Origin of the sequence: Leucobacter sp. M11, assembly GCF_035726885.1 — a bacterium.
Taxonomy (GTDB): domain Bacteria; phylum Actinomycetota; class Actinomycetes; order Actinomycetales; family Microbacteriaceae; genus JAPFRB01.
Genome location: NZ_JAPFRB010000004.1, coordinates 39,389 through 60,440, shown reverse-complemented (window position 1 = coordinate 60,440; position 21,052 = coordinate 39,389). Strand labels below are relative to the sequence as shown.

At 60.2% G+C, this 21,052-nt stretch carries 16 protein-coding genes and 1 pseudogene; 9 read left to right on the top strand and 8 right to left on the bottom strand.

The window, feature by feature from the left end; translation table 11 throughout:
- The 4 genes from OOT08_RS12255 to OOT08_RS12240 form a co-directional block, all read right to left on the bottom strand.
- A partial coding sequence (locus tag OOT08_RS12255; RefSeq protein ID WP_325093013.1) for a glycosyltransferase occupies window positions 1-747 on the bottom strand: 747 nt, incomplete at its 3' end.
- Complete coding sequence (locus OOT08_RS12250; RefSeq protein WP_325093012.1) at window positions 744-2,603, bottom strand: ABC transporter ATP-binding protein; 1,860 nt, start codon at window positions 2,601-2,603, stop codon at window positions 744-746. The genes OOT08_RS12250 and OOT08_RS12255, both read right to left, overlap by 4 nt.
- Window positions 2,600-3,907, bottom strand: a complete 1,308-nt coding sequence (locus OOT08_RS12245; protein WP_325093647.1) for a glycosyltransferase family 4 protein — start codon at window positions 3,905-3,907, stop codon at window positions 2,600-2,602. The genes OOT08_RS12250 and OOT08_RS12245 overlap by 4 nt, the downstream gene beginning before the upstream one ends.
- On the bottom strand, window positions 3,907-5,019 hold the full coding sequence (locus tag OOT08_RS12240) for a DegT/DnrJ/EryC1/StrS family aminotransferase (RefSeq protein ID WP_325093011.1): 1,113 nt from the start codon (window positions 5,017-5,019) through the stop codon (window positions 3,907-3,909). Before OOT08_RS12240 ends, OOT08_RS12245 begins: the two co-directional genes overlap by 1 nt.
- A gap of 64 nt (window positions 5,020-5,083) precedes the next feature.
- On the opposite strand from OOT08_RS12240, the gene OOT08_RS12235 reads away from it, so the two are divergent.
- From OOT08_RS12235 to OOT08_RS12225, 3 genes are read left to right on the top strand one after another with little or no spacing between them, the layout of a single operon-like run.
- On the top strand, window positions 5,084-5,788 hold the full coding sequence (locus tag OOT08_RS12235) for a glycosyltransferase family 2 protein (protein ID WP_325093009.1): 705 nt from the start codon (window positions 5,084-5,086) through the stop codon (window positions 5,786-5,788).
- A gap of 7 nt (window positions 5,789-5,795) precedes the next feature.
- On the top strand, window positions 5,796-6,152 hold the full coding sequence (locus OOT08_RS12230) for a DUF2304 domain-containing protein (RefSeq protein WP_325093007.1): 357 nt from the start codon (window positions 5,796-5,798) through the stop codon (window positions 6,150-6,152).
- A complete protein-coding gene (locus OOT08_RS12225) occupies window positions 6,152-8,113 on the top strand; it encodes a DUF6541 family protein (RefSeq protein WP_325093646.1) in 1,962 nt (653 codons plus the stop codon). Before OOT08_RS12230 ends, OOT08_RS12225 begins: the two co-directional genes overlap by 1 nt.
- Window positions 8,114-8,179: 66 nt before the next feature.
- Here OOT08_RS12225 and OOT08_RS12220 read toward each other — a convergent pair whose 3' ends face one another.
- Window positions 8,180-9,577, bottom strand: coding sequence for an LGFP repeat-containing protein (locus OOT08_RS12220; RefSeq protein ID WP_325093006.1), 1,398 nt, complete (start codon window positions 9,575-9,577; stop codon window positions 8,180-8,182).
- A 200-nt stretch (window positions 9,578-9,777) separates the two neighbouring features.
- Between OOT08_RS12220 and OOT08_RS12215 the strand changes: the two genes are divergently transcribed.
- Window positions 9,778-10,776, top strand: coding sequence for a Gfo/Idh/MocA family oxidoreductase (locus OOT08_RS12215; protein WP_325093004.1), 999 nt, complete (start codon window positions 9,778-9,780; stop codon window positions 10,774-10,776).
- A complete protein-coding gene (locus OOT08_RS12210; protein ID WP_325093002.1) occupies window positions 10,773-11,513 on the top strand; it encodes a DapH/DapD/GlmU-related protein in 741 nt (246 codons plus the stop codon). The genes OOT08_RS12215 and OOT08_RS12210 overlap by 4 nt, the downstream gene beginning before the upstream one ends.
- 93 nt (window positions 11,514-11,606) lie before the next feature.
- Here the strand turns inward: OOT08_RS12210 and OOT08_RS12205 are convergent, their stop codons facing one another.
- On the bottom strand, window positions 11,607-13,391 hold the full coding sequence (locus OOT08_RS12205; RefSeq protein WP_325093000.1) for a cell wall-binding repeat-containing protein: 1,785 nt from the start codon (window positions 13,389-13,391) through the stop codon (window positions 11,607-11,609).
- A gap of 142 nt (window positions 13,392-13,533) precedes the next feature.
- Here OOT08_RS12205 and OOT08_RS12200 point away from each other — a divergent pair, with 142 nt between their 5' ends.
- The 4 genes from OOT08_RS12200 (at window position 13,534) to OOT08_RS12185 (ending at window position 19,263) form a co-directional block, all read left to right on the top strand.
- On the top strand, window positions 13,534-14,403 hold the full coding sequence (locus OOT08_RS12200) for an ABC transporter permease (protein ID WP_325092998.1): 870 nt from the start codon (window positions 13,534-13,536) through the stop codon (window positions 14,401-14,403).
- Between the two features lie 40 nt (window positions 14,404-14,443).
- Window positions 14,444-15,121, top strand: coding sequence for an ABC transporter ATP-binding protein (locus tag OOT08_RS12195; RefSeq protein WP_442916242.1), 678 nt, complete (start codon window positions 14,444-14,446; stop codon window positions 15,119-15,121).
- A gap of 154 nt (window positions 15,122-15,275) precedes the next feature.
- On the top strand, window positions 15,276-18,101 hold the full coding sequence (locus OOT08_RS12190) for a bifunctional glycosyltransferase/CDP-glycerol:glycerophosphate glycerophosphotransferase (protein WP_325092994.1): 2,826 nt from the start codon (window positions 15,276-15,278) through the stop codon (window positions 18,099-18,101).
- On the top strand, window positions 18,094-19,263 hold the full coding sequence (locus tag OOT08_RS12185) for a glycosyltransferase (RefSeq protein WP_325092992.1): 1,170 nt from the start codon (window positions 18,094-18,096) through the stop codon (window positions 19,261-19,263). The genes OOT08_RS12190 and OOT08_RS12185 overlap by 8 nt, the downstream gene beginning before the upstream one ends.
- A 309-nt stretch (window positions 19,264-19,572) precedes the next feature.
- Here the strand turns inward: OOT08_RS12185 and OOT08_RS12180 are convergent, their stop codons facing one another.
- Window positions 19,573-20,463, bottom strand: a complete 891-nt coding sequence (locus tag OOT08_RS12180) for a glycosyltransferase (protein ID WP_325092991.1) — start codon at window positions 20,461-20,463, stop codon at window positions 19,573-19,575.
- Window positions 20,460-21,052 (bottom strand): annotated as a pseudogene (locus OOT08_RS12175) (glycosyltransferase); the annotation flags it as partial. The pseudogene OOT08_RS12175 and the gene OOT08_RS12180, both read right to left, overlap by 4 nt.

Below are 21,052 nucleotides of genomic sequence, written 5' to 3'. Positions count from 1 at the left end.
ACCGGGTATCTGCGCGGCTCGATTCACTAGCTCCGCATGGTAGGCGGGATCGTTTTTCGTCAGAAACAGATCGAGCGTGACCTGACGTTCCGCGAGCGCAACGCCGTCGATCATATCGAGCAGGTTCCGGTCCCGGAGGCACGCTCCGCTGTGTACCAGTCGCAAAGGAGTGGACACGGGGAGCGGACGCCGTTTTTGGTAGGGTGCGGCGTTGGTCACGAGCTCAGGGGCGAACCCGAATACTCGCTGGTATTCGTTTGCAAGTCCCCGGCTGACAGTCGTCCAGGAGTCAGCGCGGGTGACATACTTTCGACACAGCCACACATAGTAGGGGGAGATCTTCTGTTTCCAGGCCGGATTGTGTTCTTTCATCCGGGGGGTGTACTCGTGCAGGTCGGCGTGCACACCGCTTGGAGCTTTGAGCTCCAACGCCAGTGGAACCGTCTCGACGTCATTGGCAAGAATGACATCCCAACGGCCGGGCTTCAGGTGTTTTCGACACCAGCGGACTGCCCCGAGCCTGCTGTACACCGCCCGGTACTGCCGGAGGGTGATGTAGCGCCCGTAGAGGTCGTAAATGACACGATCATCGGGAATTCGAATGTGCTCGGCAACACCCTCTGGCGCGTCTCCATAGCCGCAGGTCGTCACCTCGTAGTCATCGCGAAACAGGGCTACCTGTTTCAGTACTCGAGCATCATTGACGATCGGGGAGAACGAAAAAATGAGCAGTTTTGGTCTAGTCATCGGAGTTCTCCGATCGCGTCTGCGGAGGGATCATCTTCCGAATGTATTGAGGAGTCTCGTGGCTGCGATTTCGGGGACTCCGCGAGCCCGGCGAGGGCGGCCTGAACCGCAAAGTCAGGGACTGCCTCAACAAGTTCCTCGAAGGTTCCCTGTGCGGCGACCTGACCGTCCCGCATAAAGAGCACCTGGTCGCTGTCACGAATAGTGGAGAGCCGGTGTGCGACAGCAACGACCGTGACCTCGCCGCGAAGCTCGGTGATCGCACGGGCGACATCGGACTCAGTCTTTGTGTCGAGAGCGCTCGTCGCCTCGTCGAGCACAAGGATCAATGGGTCGCTGTACAGCGCCCGGGCGATGCCCATTCGTTGCCGCTGTCCTCCGGACAGGGACATACCCCGCTCCCCGACTTTCCCGAGCAGCCCTCCCGGTCGCTGTCGAATCACGTCCCAGAGCTGGGCACGTTCGAGCGCTTGTTGAACCCGATCAAGGTCGATATCTCCACCCCAGGTCAAGGCAATATTTTGAGCGACGGTTCCGTCAAAAAGTGCTACGTCCTGTGGCACATAGCCGACGCGGGACCGCCAGTCCGCAAGGACTTCCTCGATCGGTTCCCCGTCGACCTCGATCTTCCCGGAGGATGGAACCAGCAGCCCCAAAATAAGGTCGACGACGGTGGATTTTCCTGCCCCCGAAGAACCGACTAATCCGACAGTTGACCCCATGGGCACACGAAGATTGAGCCCGTGAACCGCGGGAGAATCGCCTCCGGGATACGTGAAGGCAACCTCTGTGAACTCGAGCAGCTTCGGATCCTGAGTGAGAGGCCGATGGCCGATGATCTCCGCTCGTTCCAGGTATCCCTGTGCGAGATCGATATCGTCCATGACCGCCTGCACCTGCGGCAAGTTCGAGTGAGTCTGCGTGACGATTGCCTGGAACCCCGTCAGAGAGGGCACCAGCCGAAAACCTGCCACCGCAAACAACGCCACCGCAGCAAACGCCTCCGGAGCTCCCCCGGTCAGGTACCCGGCGCCCCCTACCAGGACGAATCCGCCAATCAGCGCTGATTCCAGCACAAATTTCGGTACGGCCCCGAGAAAGCTCAAGTTGGCTCGCGCCCGGGTGGTGTGGATTCGGTTCTCGTGAATGACCCCTGCAACCTCTCCGGCTTTGTTCCGGAGCGTGATCTCTTTGAGTGCTCCGACCATTTCGGTCATGAGCGCGGCAACTCGGAAGGAGTAGTCCCGGTTGACGCGGCCCGCCTGCACCGACTTTCGAGAGACCCAAAAGTACAGCAACAGAGCAATCAACCCGAGATAGACGAGGGTCACGAGAGCGGTCAGCGGCTGGGCAAAAACGAGAACACCGATCACCGCCACCGAAGTGGTGAGCAGAGTGGGAAGTGTCGTGATAGGGAGGAGAAACCCAGCAATAACCGCAGCGATGCCCACGTCTGCCATGCGGACCAGCTGCGAGGTGGTTCGCTGGAGCCGCTCGGTCCACGGGGCACGAATGTACGCGCCGAAGAGCCGATCACCAATCTCGAGCTCGAAGGAAGCGAACCGTCGAGTTGCCCGCCACTGCAGCAGAATTGACAACACTGATTTTCCGATAATCAGGGAGCAACAGAGCACCAGAATCCAGATATACCCGTCAGGGCCGACCTCCCCCACCAGCGGCAGAACGACTGGATTGCCCTGCACCATGCCAGTCATGGAGAGTGCGATGAGACCCAGGGCCGCGACGTCGAGGAGCGCGAGCAACGAACTGAGTACTGAATACCAGACCAGGAAGCTCCGAGCTTTCGCGGGGAGCAACGGCATAAGCCGTTGCAGTGTGGTCCACAAGCTGTTCACCGAGAACGTCCTTCTGTGTTATTGGGAGCCGGGTTGGGGTCTTTGCTGTCCCGAGGTGCCGTATGACGAGCAACTTCGCGCAAGGCCACCACGGCCCGGTCAGCAACCCCATCAAGCCCGATCGTCTTTCGTGCCCAGTCAGAGAGCCGCTCACGGCTCACACTGTGCTCATCCGCTGAAGCCTGGTCGACCGCGGCGATCATGGCCGTCGCAACAGCTTCGACGGTATACGGTACCGCCCACCCTCCCTGGCTCTCGCGGACAAAACCTGCCCCCGGGCCAACTCCAGTAAAGATCATTGGGGTCCCAACCGCAGCAGAGGCGTACAGTTTCGTGGGAAAGGCAAAATCGTAGTTCTGCTCTGGACGGACGCTGGCCAATGAGGCTGCCGCCCCTCGGAGCCACGCAGCAACGCTGTCCGCCTCCGCACGTGGGAAGAAGCGAACCGTGCCGCCGGGAAAACGTTCCGCCGCCTGCTCTATTGCCGGTCGATCGCTGCCCTGTCCAAGGAACACCAGACGAGCCTCAGGCCGAACGGCCAGCACGTGTTCAAAGGCTTCGAGGAAAATCCCAGCTCCGTGAACCTCTGAAGCGGTTCCCGCGTACAGCAGCACCGGCCCGTCCAGGCTTTCCCGAGGCCCGTCAGACGAGAAGGTCTCGATGTCGATTCCGTTCCCGATCGTCCGCACTGTGTCTGAAATGCCGAGCTCCGCGAGCCTCTGGGTGACCCCCTGGCTGACCGACAGCACGCGTGCGGCTCCACGCAGCGCAAAGAGCTCCGTCCAACGGACCAGCCGTGTCACGACGCCAGGGGTATCGACAGCTCCGACCGCATCAGCCCAGATATCGGCAGCATAGTACGCATACGGGACCCGACGGATTGCGCAGATCACCCGTACGACCGCCCCTGTCGTTGGCGGGGGCTCAGTGAGCACCAGCGCCGGGCGTTTCCGGAACAGCATCCGGAAGGCTAAGAGCAGATCAAAGCTCAAATATTGAAGGTACCCACGCACATATCCGTCTCGATCTCTGAGTACGGGTGCGCGGCTCACCCTGACTCCGGAGCGGGTGCCGTCTGAGTTCCCCGCGAGAGCGGCGGGCGCTTTAGTCGTCAAGACCTGCACGTGTGCCCCGGACCGATCAAGGGCGTTGGCCACTGCCCGCAAGCGGAATGAGGCGGCTGCAGGTTCCGGGGCGAAAAGCCGACTCGTCACCAACACTCGTGCGAGAGGGGTTGACGAAACGGTTGCCTGTTCGGTCGGCTGCTCCACGTGGCCTGTGGACACTGGTCTGTTTCTCGGCATCAAGCCCCCGCGCCGACGACCTTCTGCACCGCGGTCACGATTCGGTCGAGGTCCCCGGCACTCAGCGAGGGGTGCACTGGCAGGGAAAGGACCTCGCTGGCGGCGCGCTCGGTCTCGGGCAGCTCCAACGCCGGGGCAAAGTGTGCAAGCGAAGGAAGACGGTGGTTCGGGATCGGGTAATACACGCCCGAGCCGACCCCGTGTTCTTCTTTCAGTGCGGTGACGATCCGATTGCGCTCTGTCGCATCCACCCGAATGGTGTACTGGTGGTAGACGTGTGCTGCGTCCGGATGCACTTTGGGAGTGCTGACCCCGGACAGCCCGGCAAGACCGGCGTCGAGGGTAGCCGCGTTGTTTCGACGCTGCTCCGTCCAAGCATCGACTTTGGTGAGCTGGACCCGCCCGATAGCAGCATGGAGATCCGTCATCCGGTTGTTAAACCCGGCGATCTCGTTCGCGTATTGAGTTTCCATGCCCTGGTTCCGAAGGAGCCTCACCTGACGCGCGAGCTCAGGGGTCGCGCAGCTGACCATCCCCCCCTCGCCACTGGTCATGTTCTTGGTGGGATACAGACTAAACATCGCAAAGTCCCCGAGAGTTCCTACCGGGGCACCACCCCAGCTAGCTCCATGCGCCTGCGCGGCATCCTCAAACAGCATCAAGCCATGCTCATCCGCAATCTGACGCATCTCGGTCGCGAGGAACGGGTGTCCGTACAGGTGCACCGGCATGATGCCCTTGGTCCGGGGCGTGATTGCGGCGCGCACGGCAGCCGGCGACAGCGTGAAGAACTCTGGTTCGATATCCACGAACACGGGCGTTGCCCCGGTCAGAGTAACGGTGTTTCCGGTCGCGGCAAAGGTAAAAGAGGGCACGATGACTTCGTCGCCGGGGCCAACACCCGCCGCGAGAAGCCCCAAATGCAGTCCGCTCGTTCCCGAGTTCACGGCAACAGTTTCACGGCCGTTCACGAAGTGTTCACCAAACTCGCGCTCGAAGGCTGCGACCTCCGGCCCCTGAGCCAGCATTCCCGACTGCATGACGCGGTCAACCGCGGCGCGCTCCTCGGCCCCGATGATCGGCTTGGCCGGGGGTATGAAGGGTGCAGTCATGGATAGTTGCCTTTCGTACGAGTGCGCCGGGGAACCCGACAGGTGCATCTGACACAATAGCGCTATGAGTCTTGAACAGCCCGGGAGTCCCCCCTCGGATCAGTCGAACGATGACACCTGGGTCGTCATCCCTCTGTACAACGAGGCAACGGTGATCGGAGAGGTGATCGCCGGGCTGCTCCCGTCCTTCCCCAACGTGGTCTGCGTTGATGATGGCTCGAACGATGGGTCCGCCACAATCGCAGAGGCCGCTGGGGCTCGAGTGGTGTACCACCCCATCAACCTTGGCCAGGGCGCTGCTCTGCAAACCGGTTTTGAATTCTCGCTCGTTCAGGGTGCCCGCTATGTCGTTACCTTCGACGCGGACGGCCAGCACCGGGTCGAGGATGCTCAAGCGATGCTCAAACTCGCTCGAGAACAAGACCTCGCAATCGTCTTCGGCTCACGCTTCCTCGACGACCGGACGAACCCGGGTCTGCTGAAAAAAATCGTCCTGAAGACCGCGATCGCGTTTACCAACTGGAGCACCAAGTTAAAGCTCACCGATGCGCACAACGGGCTCCGTGTTATCCGCGACGACGCGCTGCGGCAGGTGAAACTCCGTCAGGACCGGATGGCGCACGCCACCGAAATCGTGGTTCGTCTCGGCCGGACCGGCTTGCCCTGGGCTGAGCACCCCGTGGAAGTCATCTACACCGATTATTCCAAGGCCAAGGGGCAATCGCTACTCAACTCTGTGAACATCCTCGTCGACCTCGTGATCCGATAGGCCCGCCGTGAATCTCATCCAATTTCTCCTCGTGGTCGGCGTCGTGATCATCGCCGTTCTCGGTACCCGAGCCCTCCCGCAAGACAGCTCGCTCGCCGTCAAGCGCATCATCGCCCTCCTCTTTGTCGCAGGGGCAATTCTCGCAATCATCTTCCCGAACGCCCTGACCTGGACCGCACAGCTTGTCGGCGTCGGCCGCGGCACGGATCTCTTGCTCTACCTGTTTATCGTGGCTGCCCTGCTCTACGTTGTTGCTTCGGAGCGGACTCGTGCTCGAAATGAAGCGAAAATCACCGAGCTGAGCCGAGCCGTTGCGCTCATGGAAGCTCGCATAGAGCAGCGGAATCGAGATAACGCCTCGTGATGAGCTGGTTGGGCTTTGCCCCGGTAGTGCTCGTCGGAGTTGCTATCATCGCGGTATTGGGCGCCCCCGCGGCATTGGCCTTGCGCCTGCGCGGGTTCGCGGCTGTCTTCGCCACGGTGCCCGCCGCATTCGCTGTGCTGGCGCTCTCCTCGCTCGCTCTCGGCGTGGCCGGCGTACCTTTCGGGCCGCTCAGCGCTCTTGTCTCAGCCATGGGTCTGGCAGCCATACTCTTCATCGTGCGTCGATGGCTCGGGACCCCGGTGGATCCTCGTTCCCCCGGGCAACGATTGTGGTTGCCGCTCGGGAGTGCTGCTGCCGGCGGTCTTATTATCGCCTGGCAGCTCGTGCGGGGGATCAAATTCCCCGAGGCAATCTCGCAAACGTACGATGCTATTTTCCATCTCAATGCGGTTCAGTTCGTACTCGAGACGGAGAACGCCTCACCGCTCGCGATGACAATGGTCACGGGCCCGGATATGTCAGGCTTCTACCCGACCCTCTGGCATGGTTTTGTCGCCCTGATCGTGTCACTCACCGGGGCAAGCATTCCGCTCGCAACAAACGCTGCGGTCTTCGTGACAGCTGCCGTGGTCTGGCCCGTCGGCATGGTGGCCTTTACCCAGGCGATCGTCGGACCGTCCCGTACCGCGACGGTCCTCGCTGGTTTGTTCTTGACTGGGTTTTCGGCGTTCCCCTTGATGCTCGTCCATTTCGGGGTGCTCTACCCGAATCTCCTCTCAACGGCTCTGCTCGCGTACCCCTTGGCTGTGCTCCTCGCGCTCCTTCGATTGGGACCTGCGCGCCGGGCGCTGCCCCTCAGCGCGCCGACGCTGTGGGTACTGCTCCTGGGCTCCCTGGGGGCAGCAACTCTTGCGCACCCAAACGCCCTCTTCGCGTTCGCGTTCATCGGGTTCCCCGCACTCATCGCAGCAACCATCCAGATGCTTCGAGCGCGCTTCAGCCTGCTCCGTCTTTTCCTGGCCGTTGCAGGGCTCCTCGCTTTCCTCTTGACCGCCGTCGCGCTCTGGCAAACCGGGACCACCTCGGACAACGGGTGGGAGGGTGACACGCTGTTCCGGGAGGCGGTAGGTGATGCTCTCGGGAATGCGACTCGGATGCCGGGCGACGCGCTGCTCCTCACAGCGCTTGTCCTGATCGGTGCGCTGCTGCTCCTCCTCCGTCGCAGCAACCGCTGGCTGCTGGTGAGCTATGCCGTTGCGATCGCTGCTTACGGCTTAGCCCGGGGAATGCCGGAATCCCAGTGGCGCACCGCGCTGATCGGAGCCTGGTACAACGACTCCTTCCGCCTCGCCGCGCTCCTGCCCGTGCTGGCGATCCCGCTCGCGGTCCTTGCCGCCACCGCGTTCACTGCGATGTTCCGCGTCGGGCTGAACCGATTCGCCACGCAACGTGGCGGCTCGTCTGGGCCTCGGGTGACACGCAGGTGGCGTTGTGTCACCGCCACTCTCGCGTTGACCGCATTGGCAGGGGCCTTGCAAGGACCGGGAATCTACAACGAGATCAGCGAACTGAACTGGCGCTACAACGATATCGAGAATCCAAAGTTGCTCAGTTTCCCGGAACGCGAGCTCCTCGAGGCCCTTCCTGACCTCGTCCCAGAGGACGCGCTCATCATCGGAAACCCCTGGAACGGGAGCAGCCTCGCCTACGCCCTCGCAGACCGTCACGTCGTCTTCCCCCACACGGGAGGGGTCTACTCCGAAACCGAGTTCCGGGCAGCTGAGCTGCTCCGCTTTGGTTCCGTTGACGCTTGCGAATCAGCACAAGAACTTGGCGTAACGCACGTGCTTGATTTCGGGACGGACTATGTCTTCCCGGATACCCCTCGGGCAGAGCCCTTTGACGGGGTGACAAGCGTGGACGATTCGCATGTGCTCACCGAGATCGCGGCTGAAGAAGGCGCAACTCTCTACGAGATCACCGGTTGCTCTGTGTCCTAATCGCGATATCGTCCGTTGGGTCGCTGGAACGGGCTCAGCGAATTCAGTCCAGCTCCCGCAACCTGGTTACTTCCGAGTGCTGGAGCTGGACGAGCCGTACTGCGTGAACTCCCCAGAGCGCGGCACCCAGGACAGGACGCCCCGCTCGAACGATTGCTTCATGCGCCCGTTTGAGCCGGTTGATGCTGACCCTGTGGGGAAACCGAGGTGCCCGGTCGCGCCGCCCTCACGAAGGTAGACGCCACGAGTCGCGCCCATCACAGCGGTCACCGTACCGCTGGGGCGCCAAAAAACCTGTCCGGCGTAGAAGTCCTGCGAGTAGCTACCATCGGCGTAGCGGCGTTCAGTGCCCTTGGGATATCCGTACTTCCCTCCGGCACCGCCGGAGCTGTTGAAGTGCCCTCGGATACCTCCCGCAACTGCTGCCGCTCCGGTGTTCTTTGACCAGTAGAGAGTTCCGCCCTGGAACTCCTGGCGGATTCCTCCGCCCGGGCCGGCCACCGCGGTCGCAGTGGGTTTCTGATACCTCCCGGTCGCACCGCCGAGGGAGGCGTACAGCTTCTGCAGGTTGGCGTGCACCTCGATTGATTGCGTGGAGCCAAACCAGAGCGTGTAGAACGAATAAAAGTTTCGGTTGCCGTAACTCGCGCAGCGATCTCCCGTGCCCCAGCCAGCGTTGATCGCCGATTGGTTTGGCTGATACGGCGTGTAGTTGTAGAGCCCAGCGGTGGCCTTGTTCTCAATGAACACCGGCCCGGTGCCGCAAGTGTATCCCCACTTCTCGGGTTCGAGGTCCGACGGGTGCCAGTACACGTTATTCGTGGCTTTCGGCTGATGCCGATACTGCTTCGGGTACTTGGCGTAACGCTGGAACTGGCTCGCGGCGTTGTACAACTGCTCAACCAGCCCGTATGAGGCGCTTGAGCACGCGGCGGTGTCCGGGCATCCGAAGCCCGTCGCGCTCTGGAACTGCAGAACGGTCGGCCAGGAGTCGGACACGAGACTCTGCTCCTTCTCCAGAAGGACTAACAAGACTTTCTGGCTGATCCCGCAGGCCTTGCCCGCCTTCGCGAGGATCTGAGCCGCGGTTTCTTTCGCTGCGCCAGAGTAGGCCCCACAAAACTCGGTTGCCGGCCGGCTCTTCGTCGCTGACGAGTAGTTCCGCAAACACGTCGTCGCGATCTTCGTGTTCTCCCAGGCCGAGCCCGGCTTGCGGCCGGGGTCGCCGATCGTGCACCGCGGCACCTGCTTGTTCAGGAAGGACTGGACCTCCGCTGCGGTCATCGCGTTGCCATTGAAGAAGAGTTGATCGGAGATGATGTTGCCAGCTTTGAAGCCCACGACGGGAGCCGCCTGCGCGGGCGTGGCGGGGGGCAGCGGCGAGGCTGCGAACAGGCCCCCGACGATGAACCCCAGGGTGAGGAGCGCACCCAACGCCCGGGTGCGGCGGGTGGTTGCGGGCATGCTCGCTCCTGAAGTCCTCGGGCGGACGATTGTCCCCGGCAACCGTCCGCGGTGTGCTCCCCACCCTAGAGGGCAATGCGTCTCTGGCTCAATGCACCGCGCGGGCACATCCCAAGCTCAGCTGTGCCCCGAGTAGAATATGTGTCGTACCCACGCGAAAATCGCGGGCCAGCCCGCGGCGAATTGGAGAGCACTCCCTCATGACACTCCGTTTTGGACTGATCGGCCTCGGCATGATGGGACGCCACCACGCGCGCGTCCTCCGGGAAATCGACGGCATCGAACTCGTCGGCCTCTGCGATGCCATGGGCGACCCCCACGGCGTTGCGGGTGACACCCCGCTGTTCTCGCAAGTGGAGGAGCTGATCGCCCACGGCATCGACGCCGCCGTGGTCGCGGTTCCCACGATCTACCACGAGCCGGTCGGCCTCGCGCTCGCCGAGGCGGGTGTGCACACCCTCATCGAGAAGCCGGTTGCGCATGACCTCGAAGCCGCCACCCGCCTCGTCCAGCTGTTCGAGGCGAACGGCCTCGTCGCGGCGGTTGGCCACGTGGAGCGGTTCAACCCGGCGCTCATGAGCCTGCGCCAGCGGCTCGCCGAGGGACAGCTCGGGGACGTCTACCAGATCCAGACCCGCCGGCAGGGCCCCTTCCCCGCCCGGATTGCCGACGTCGGCGTCGTCAAAGACCTCGGCAGCCACGACATTGATCTCACCGCCTGGCTGGCGCAGTCCCCCTACGAGACCGTCGCGGCGCACACCGCGTTCCGGAGCGGTCGGGAGCACGAGGACATGATCTCGATGACCGGTCGCCTCGAGAACGGCATCATCGTGAACCACCTGGTGAACTGGCTCAGCCCGTTCAAGGAGCGGCTCACGATCGTCACGGGCGAGAAGGGCGCGCTCGTCGCGGACACGATCACCGCTGATCTCACCTTCTACGAGAACGGCACCTTCCAGGGCGAGTGGGACGCGATCACCGCGTTCCGCGGCGTCAGCGAGGGCACCGTCACCCGATACGCGTTGGAGAAGCGCGAGCCCCTGAAGTCTGAGCACGAGGCGTTCCGCGACGCCATCCTCGGCACCCGTGCCGAGACCGTGACGCTGCGTGAGGGGCTCGAAACCCTGCGCATCGCCGAGGCTGCAATCGAGTCCGCGAAGCTCAGCACCTCACTCGACGTCCGTGAGGGTCGGGCGTGACCGAGCGCATCAGCCCCGCCGCCTTCGTCGGCGAGGGCATCACGCTCGGCAGCAACGTCACGATCGGGCCGGGGGCCGTCGTGCTCGGTCCCTGCGTGATCGATGACGGGGCCTGGATCGGTCCGGGCGCCCAGATCGGCGCGCCCCCGGAGATGAGCAACCTCCAGCAGAACGCGGCCTGGGCCGGCGATCTTCAGCACGCGGGGGTCCGCATCGGGGCCGGCGCGGTCATCCGCGAGGGGGCCGTGATCCATCAGGGCAGCTACCGGGAAACGACCGTTGGGGCTCGGAGCTGGGTACTCAACCGCGCCTATCTCGCCCACGATGTCCTCCTGGGCGAGGACGCGACCGTCTCCGCTGGGGTCTCCGTCGGCGGCCACTGCGTGATCGGTGACCGAGTCAATCTCGGTATGAACGCGGTCGTGCACCAGCGCACCGTGCTCGGACACGGGGCGATGATCGGCATGGGCACCCCGGTTACCCGCGACGTTCCGCCCTTCACGAAGGTATTTGGCTCCCCCGCACGGATTCGAGGCGTGAACACGGTCGGGATGGAGCGGGCGGGCATCCCCGCCGAGCAGCGCGATGCGCTCGTTGAGGCATACACCGCCGGGGAGTTCTTCGTGACGGCTGCGAACCTGCCCGAGACGCTGAGCGAGCTGCACGCTGCCCTCGTCTGGTGGCAACGTCAGGGGGATCTCCGCGTCACGGTTGCTGAGCTGACCCGGACGCAGTAGTTCCGCTCGAGCGCGCCCCCAGCCCCGGTCGTCGAGAGGGGTGCTGAACTCTCTGTGCCCGCGACCGTGCCCCCGCCCGAGGCGTGGGGCACGCTAGTACCCCACGATCAGCGTTGCGTAGTCGCGTCCGTCCTTGGCCCGGAAAAACCCGACGCTGAACAAGGTCCGCTTGCCGGCCCACACGGAGGTGACGTTCTTATAGTGTGCGGGAGAATCCCGCCAGAAGCCCGCGATCGCCGTCCCGGAAGACTCCACGGTCGTGTATCCGGTCGACCAGGCGATGTTCTCTCCCTGCGCCCAGGGCAGGTTCTTGTAGACGTTCGGGTTGTGCTGGTAACCGGCGGTCGACATGGTCTTTGACCAGCGGAACGCGGGGTAATCTCCGACGTTCTCCTTGAGCCGTGCGCCGCTGACTCCGGCACCGTACCGCAGCGCGTTCGTCTCCCGGTACACCGTGGCAATGCCGTCCCAGCTCGCCTGGTCAATAAATGAGGGCTTCCCGGGCAGGCACTCGTTCCCATTCAAGACTCCCGCACCCATAACCCCGGTACCGCCAACGACGAAGGTACGCTGCGGTTTCACCCGGTCGTGCGCCGTGTACACGGTGCTGGGAATGCAGTTTTGCTGAACGAGTAGCAGGGGCGAGGCGGCCTTACCAGCAGCCACGGTTGCCCCGAGCGCGTCCGGGAAGTCCATTCCCGATGCGAGGTACACACTCGGAGCGCCGGGGAAGGTGCCCGTGACAATACGGGCAGAGGTCTCGTACCGGTCGCTGCCGCCGTAGCGGGCCACGGTCCGAGTGGCGCCCTGCTTCAAACTTTGCTCCATCGCGGTGCTGACCGATCCGGTGCCGCCGGCGATGCTGAGCTTTGTCACCCCGAGAGCTTTCAACGTGTTCAGCGTGTTTGTCGAGGCTGCGTTCGCGGTACCGGGAACGAGCAACACGGGCTGCCCGGTCGCCCCGGCCGCGGAACCGGCCGACAGCGCGTCTGCGTAGCCGTTTCCTGACGCAACAAACACTCCGGCGGTTTTTGACCAGCCGTACCGGATCAGCGCGAGCGAGGTTTCGTACCGGTCAGCACCCCCGATGCGGACGACCTTTCCGGCGATCTGTTTGGCGGCGTTTTCGACGTTCTGGTTCAGCACCCCGGTGCCTCCGACAAGCACGATGGTTTTCGGTTTGAGCCGGCGCAGCTCAGCGGCCGTCGAAGCCGTCAGCGCTGTGCTGTGTGAGAGCAGGAGCGGGGCACCCTTTGCTGCGGCAACCGGGGCAGCGCTAAGGGAGTCCGGGTAATCGAGCCCCATGGCTACGAAGGCCGTATCCGCGGTTTGCGGGTGTGAGTGTTTCGACAGGGCGATCGCTGTGGAGAAGCGGTCATTGCCCGCCAGCCTGGTACTCACCCGGTTACTCCCCAACTGGGTTGGTGCGGCAAAGGCACGGGCTGCGGATTCACCGGGAGTTGCCAACGGATTCACTTCGACGTCGATGATGTCCTCGGCGGTATCCCCCTCGTTGGCAGTCTCCGGAGCAGGGGTTTCAGACGTACTCGGCTCCGGCGCCGGGGACTGATTTCCGTCAACCGCGTCAGCATCCGTGCCGTCCGCGACATCATCCTCAGCGCTATCTTCCCCCGCGGGAAACTCGCTCTCGGTACCGGCGGCATCTGTTCCCTCGTCGGTTCCGAGTTGTTCGTCGCCGTCCTCGCTTGGGTCAGCGTCTTCTGGGTTCTGCGTGGGCGGAAGCTCCGGGGTCTGGCGGGTGACGGTCGCCGTGGGTTCAGGTTCTGAAGTCTCCACACCTAAGGCCGCTGCGTTCCCCGTGAAACACAGTGACGAGATTGTGAGCACTGCGGCCAGAACGGCGGTGGGCTTCTTCATACCCTCGATCCTGTCACACCGTTGCCTGCGCCGAAATAATTACTCTGTTTTCCGGCCCCCCGCTCCCGGGTTTTCGAGATCATCTGTCGGCTTCTCAGCGATTCACGGGTTTGTGACAGGGAGAGCGGTAAACTTGCCTGTCGTGACCAGTCAAACCTCATTCGATGAACGCGAGTTCCAGACTCCGGGCACGGGAAAAGGCATTTTTGATGTCTTCAAGTACCGGTACCTGCTCTCGCTGCTGCTGAAGAAGGGCATCGCGACCCGCTACCACGGCTCGGTGCTCGGTTGGGTCTGGTCGTACGTGCGCCCGGCCGCCCAGTTCCTGATGTACTACTTGGTAATCGGAGTCATTCTTCAGGTAAACCGTGGGGTTGAGGCATTTCCGGTGTACCTGTTCTCTGGGATTGTCGCAATTAACCTCTTCACTGAGGCGCTGAGGAACGCGACCACAGCGATTGTGGATAACAAAGCTCTGGTGAAGAAGATTTATCTCCCCCGCGAGTTGTTCCCCATCTCGGCAGTGGGAGTTGCCCTCGTGCACTTCCTCCCGCAAGCCGCGATCCTGCTTGTAGTTGCGCTCTTCGTCGGCTGGACATTCTCCTTCGTTCAGGTCGCCGCTTTCTTGCTAGGCATGCTGATCATCGTAATTTTCGCCCTCGGTCTCGGGCTGTTCTTTGGCGCAATAAACGTTGCCTATCGTGATGCGCGCAATATCGTCGACATTATTTTGATGTTTGCAACCTGGGCTTCTCCCGTCTTGTACACCTGGGATATGGTCCACGACCGAGCACCGTCTTGGTTGTTTGAGCTGTACATGATCAACCCTGTCACCTCTGCTGTTGAGCTATTCCATAATGCCTTCTGGCTTCCCGTGGTCTCAAACGACCCAGTTCGACCCGACATGCTTTGGGCAAACGCGGGTTGGGGACTTCTGATTGCCATCGGAACTCTTGTCATCGGCCAACTCGTCTTTAAAAAGTTGGAGGGCAGCTTTGCTCAAAACATCTAAGGCCCCCAGCATCATTGTTGATGGCGTTCGGAAGACCTTTGTGATTAAACACACCCATTCCTTCAAGGAGACCTTCATTGGTTTCCTGAAACGAAAGAAACTGCACTCGGAGTTCAATGCGCTGAACGACATCAGCTTCGTGGTAAACGAGGGCGAATCCGTTGCAATTTTGGGCTACAACGGATCGGGAAAATCAACACTGTTGAAGACAATTTCCGGAGTACTCCGTCCGGATGCCGGCCGGGTACTTACCCGAGGCCGAGTCGCAGGCCTCATCGAAGTGGGAGCTGGCTTTCACCCCGACCTCACCGGACGCGAAAATGTCTATTTAAATGCCGCGATTCTCGGCATGAACAAACAAGAGATCGAAGCACGTTTCGATGAAATTGTTGCATTCTCCGAGATTGGGGAGTTCATCGACAACGAGGTCAAGCACTACTCCTCCGGCATGTTCTTACGGCTTGCTTTCTCCGTCGCGATCCATACCGAACTGGACATTCTGCTCGTCGACGAGATCCTTTCTGTCGGAGACGCACCCTTTCGAGAGAAATGTCGGAAGAAAATCCGAGAACTCATCGAGCAGGGAAAAACTATGGTCGTTGTCAGCCATGACACGGGCACGGTGAAAGACCTCTGCGACCGTGGAATCGTCATCCGCAAGGGAAAGCAGGTTTTCGACGGCCCCGTGAACGACGCGATTGAGATGCTTAAGAGCTAACTCTCCCCAACAAGGAGTGCACGGGTAAACTGACCATTCAAACGTTCATTGAAAATTTGCAGTTCATTCATAACAGAACCAAAATATAGGTACATTCGCTTCCTCATTAAAGGAATGCATCGAGTACCGAATTACCGAAAGAATTTGTTTCTTTATGCCCAGTTTAGTTACCGATAATTTGCAATCGAAGTTGCCTGACGTAACTGTCGTCGTGATTGGGTATAACGACTCAGAGCATCTGCCCGTAGCTGTGCAGTCTGTACTTGATCAAACGATGCACAACCTGGAAGTAATCATTTCGGATGACCACTCCACTGATGACACCCCCGTCGTTGCAGAAGAGCTCTGTCGCTCTGATTCTCGAGTTCGCTACCATCGGCTTGCGAAAAACTCAGGAGGTTGCGGCGCACCAAGAAACCAAGCGATGGAGCTTGCCCGGGGAAAATATGTGATGTTCCTAGACTCTGACGACACCCTAGAACGTCATGCAGTGAAGAATCTCCTCACCGCAGCGGAGAGAACTGGCTCAGAAATAGCCAGCGGAAAAATGATTCGGGTCTTCGTGGAGGACGGGAAGAGCGAACCCTGGTACCCGAGGCTCTACCTCGACGGAGCATATTTCGAGAATATTAATGAACGTCCAATCCAGATTCATGACACTGCCGTCACGAACAAGCTGTATCTGACAAACTTCTTTCACCGCACCGGGCTGCGTTTTCCTGAAGACATGCATTACGAGGATCTCGTGTTCTCTGCATGGAGCATGGTCCAAGCACAAGGGGTAGTCACTATTCCAGAAACTGTGTACTGGTGGCATGTCTACCCCGACGAGGTGCGGAAATCCATCAGCAACCAGCGTGAAACAATCAAAAACCTTCGGGATAGATTACACGCCGTAAGCATTATCGAGGAAACCTATTCAGGCAGCAGCGAAGAGGTCAGAGCACAGGTCGAGCAGAAGGTACTCCGGCATCACCTCCGGTTGTATCTGAATGATGTTCTCGGATCTGACGATGACTGGGGATACCAGGTCCTCACGGAAATTAAATCGTTCATTCGAAGAGTCTCTGACGTAGCCTGGGAGTCTGTGACCGCCGAAGAGCGTGCACTGTATGCCTGCGCTCTGGCAGATGATCTCGAGGGCGTACGCACGCTCATTTTGGGCATGAAGCTCAGAGTCGCCACTGGAAAATACCTCCAGACAGACGCTGGAGTCGTTTGGTCACGGGATATCATAGAAAACCGTGCTGCCACCGAACCTTTAGCAGCAAGGCTCAGTGCTGTAGATGGTGGGAGAATTCACCGTCTTCCTCATTCGCAGGTGCCGTACCTGCATTATGCCGAGGAAATCATTGTGAACGGTCATGATTTCACTATTAAAGGGCATTCCTCAGATCCCCTCGGAAAGCTGAGTAGTCCAGGCACGCTCTTCAGCATTCATTTGCAAAACCATTCTCGCTCGAGCAACGTCATAAAACACGCAGATCTCTCCGTTCTCCCAGGAGCAGTTGCTTGGAAAGTGACGTTCCCGCTCCCCAGCAGAGCCTCACTGAGAGAGACAGAGGGAAGGTTCTTTACTGTACAAACAACCCTCCAAGGAGGCTCCACAAATCAAGCTCCGCTCGTCTTTGCCGATCCCAATGATCTGAAGCTCCGTGATACATCTCGAATCGGAGCTTTCCTCGGAGACCATTGGGCTTTCACCTCGGAAAAGGATAAGCCTGGTGTCCTTGAAATTCTGAGCTCTGGGAGAGGAACGATTTTCCGGTCTGTCCTGAAGACTTTACTGACTCCTGTTCGTGGTCTCGCGAAACAGAAAGCTAAGCTCAAGCACTTATTCCGAGCGACAGGCCCCACTGGGTTGAAAATCATCTATCCGCTTCTACGGAAACGTCCTTTGGACGATAAACTCGCGCTCTTCGAATCCCACCTTGGTCTCAGCGCATACGACAGTCCCCGAGCGGTATTCGAAAGCATGAAGGCTCAGCACCCCGGTTTCCAGTATGTTTGGGTTTCGCAAGGATCACACCAAGTCGAAAATGACCTCCCGAACTCAGTCACAGTAGTCCGACGTGGTTCATACGGTTATTTACGAGCGCTTTCACGTGCAAAGTATCTCGTGGATAATCAAAGTTTCCCCTTCTATTTTGTGAAGCGAGAAAAACAAAGATATCTCCAAACTTGGCATGGGATTCCATTTAAGCGGATGGGTCACGACGAGATCCGTTTCGGTGGATCCCAAGCTGCTGAACGGCTGAACCAACACACGAAAAAATGGGACATTCTTAACGTACCTTCTCCCTATTTCGAGGACGTTTTTGTTCCTGCCTTTAACTACGAAGGTGAGCTTCTTCGCTACGGGAGTCCCAGGAACGATGAGCTACTTTCTATTGCAGGAGCTTCGAAAGCCTCGCGGAGGAAGCTCGATATTCCCGAGGGGACAAAGGTAGTTCTGTATGCACCTACGTTCCGAGAGAATCTTAGGAACCGGACACAGTCGGCATCTCTCACCTTCGATATAGAGAAGTGGTTGCAAGAGTTGGGTGAAGATATTGTCCTCCTCGTCCGGTCGCACTATCTCAACCGTTTCCGGCTAGAAGAACGTTTCAAGGGATTCTGCATCGATGTGTCAGATTACGGAAACATCAACGAGCTCTATGCGGCAGCAGACCTCTTGATCACAGATTACTCATCGGTCATGTTCGACTACGCGCTCCTAAAAAAGCCTATCTTGATCTATGCTCCGGATTACGACCAGTACGCGGGGAGCAGTCGCGGGTCATATTTCGATCTTCGAGAAGAGAACCCTGGATATTTCATCGAGGAGGAGGAAAACCTCTATCCGGCCGTTCGCTCTGCCCTCACGAATTCGGTTGGCACAGCGCATCAAAGATTCATTGATCGATTCTGCGGAGTAGAAGATGGCCAGGCTGCTGCTCGCTCAGTCAGCCGGCTGGTCGAAGGAGAATCACGTGCCTAAGAAGTTTCAAAAAATTGTATTCGTACAAAACCAGTTGGCAGATCTCGGGGGTGTTTCAAAGTTCACCTCTGTACTAGGTCTCGGGCTACAGTCCCGCGGCTACGAAGTAGAGTTTGGCGCCATCAATGATTCCCTCGACGGCGAAAGAATGCCATACCCGGCGAGCGTTCCTGAGTGGACGTTAGTTGGATCCCGGAAGCCACCGTATCGAAAAGATTTCACCAAGTTTTTTGGGACCCGTTTTCAGAATTATCGTTTCGAGAAGGCCCTCGAGCGGTTCAGAGTCTCAGTGGCAGATGCCGCTAGCCAACAGTTCTCCCAGTATGGTAAAGAAACTCTCGTGATTTTCACCCAAGTCTACGCTCGGGAACGAATTGGCAACGTCGTTGATTTCGAAAACAGGCGAGGAAGATTTTCTGTCGTTTCCCAGTATCATAATTCTTTTCAAGCCGCGAAACGCGGCCCGGATCTCAGACGAGTCCTCAGCGCGTATCCAAACGATGACCAATTCGTCTGTTTGACAGCACACGACGCTGCGGAATTTAGGAAAGCTGGTTTTAACCATTCCACCTTTGTCTTGAACCCGATTGAGTCTCCTTCTACAGCACCTGCTCCTTTGGACGCCCGTATCGCAGTTTCTCTCGGACGATACAATCACCAAAAATCTCTCGGAGACATGATCAGCGCCTGGTCGATGATTCCTGAATCAGTCAACGGTTGGCAGCTCCATCTATATGGCGAAGGCCCCGAACGTGAACAGCTTGAATCAAAAATAAAGAGCCTCAATCTCGAAAATTCTGTAATTCTGATGGGACAGACAGACGACCCCAAGACAGCTTTGAAGAGCGCAAGCGTCCATGTTCAGTCTTCGCGTTACGAAGGTCTTCCTCTTGCGTTGATGGAAGCGAGTATCCACGGAGTGCCCAGTGTCGCCTATGATTGTGCCCCTGGTATCGGTGAAATCATCACCCCAGACGTCACCGGAATTCTTGTACCCCCTGGTGATCAAGGAGCACTCGCCCAGGGTATCCGTACCCTCGTTGAAGATGCAGACCTCCGGAAAGAATACGGAGCTGCTGGTTTGCAACACATCAAAAACAAATTTGATCTTGAAATGATTCTTGATGAGTGGGAAGACCTATTCGCGCACCTAGCCAGGTAACACGTACGTAGCGATCTCAATTTTCCCGAGTTGATTACTCGGTTTTGTTTCTGAAGTCTTCAAAGCTATTTTCAGATAACGCTCACACGGGCTCCTGTTCTGAGCCAGCAATATCTTTGCCCTACAGAACTCACTTATCCCTCAGAAAAGAAATACAAAATCCCTCCTTTCTGTGAGCCGACGAGCAAAACCCCTCTGTTCATCTGGAAGTTGACTTACATCACGTCGACTTACAACTTCAAGGAAAAAGAATTTTCTCCAAGAACCTGTCTGAACGAGAAACAATGGGTTCCCGTGGTGTGCTTCGTCCTACCTGTCCCCGCGCAACCCGCCGGCCACGAAGCGGCGGAACAGGCGCTCGCGGAGGCCTGTCGGGATGAGGCGGTAGGCGCCCTTAATGACGACGTTGCGGAGGTACTGGGCCGTGGTGATGAAACCCATCCTGCGGAGCTCACCCTGTAAGCGCCACTCGGTGCGGGCCTGCGCCCAGCCGCCGCGGCGGGCGAAGGCCCCGGCGCCCACGCGGTAGCCGACGAGGGGTTCGGCGATGTTCTCGACGCGTGCCCCCGCGTTGATGAGCCGGATGCCGAGCCAGTAGTCCTCCATCTGCCCGAACTCGGCGTAGTCGCCGATCTCGGCGAGCGCCCGGCGGCGGTAGACCATCGTGGGGTGGTTGAAGGGGTTGTGGGTGCGGGCGTGCTCGCGGATGCGCGCCGCACCGACGGGCGGGACGCGGACGCTGCCCGGCACGGCCGGGTCCTCGGCGAACTCGTACATCCCCGAGCCGACGAGGTCGTGCCCGTCCGCGATCAGCGGCAGCTGGGTCGCGAAGCGCTCCGGCGTCGAGAAGTCGTCGGCGTCGATGCGGGCGATGACCGGGGAGCTGGCGGCCGCGAGGCCCGCGTTCAGCGCCTCGGTGAGGCCGCGGTTCTCGGGCAACACGACGAGCTGCACGGGCACCGGCGACTCCTCCTGCAGGAGATCCAGTTCGGCCGCGAGGGCGTCCGGCACGGGGCCGTCCTGCACGATCACAACCTCCGAGGGCATCAGGCGCTGCCCGGCGACCGAGCTCTCCAGCGCGATGCGGACGTGCTCGGGCTGATCGGCCCGGTACACCGGCATGAGCAGGGTGAAAGCGGGGAGGCCGCTCGCGGTGTCAGCTGCGTTTGCGGCGTCTGCTGCCTCGCGGTCGGGGCTCATTCGAGGTGCCCGATCCGCTCGAGCACGTCGGCGGGCACCCCCGCCGAGGCGAGCACCGCCCGGTTCGGCCGCGGCCGGGACCGCCAGCCGTCCCGCCAGCCGCGGCGCAGGCAGTCGCGCAGCTGCATGCGGTTCGAGGAGGAACGGAAGGTGCGGAACCAGCGCCGGGTGGTCGCCGCCGAGTACAGGGCCTTCTCCCACACGCTGAGGGCGTCGGAGCGGAGGAACACCCAGAGCTTGTTGCGGACCTCGTAGTAGAACCGGGGGCCGGGGTCGGCGTCGCTGGAGCCGCGGACCTTCGTCTTGTGCGTCACCACGGACTCGGGCACGTAAAGCCCCCGGCGGCCGCGCAGGACGCGGGCGCTGAACTCGAAGTCGTCATTCCAGAGGAAGTAGTCGACGAGTGGCAGACCCAGCTCGCGGATGCGCTCGGCGCGCACGAAGGCGGAGACGAAGGAGATGGAGCGGATTGCCATGCTGCCGGAGGCCCCGGCGCGCTCCCGCTCGGCGGCGCTCACGCCGATCTTCTCCTTCGGGGTGTTCATGGGGTGATCCGCGCCGTCGGTCCAGACGACTCGGGAGCCGAGCA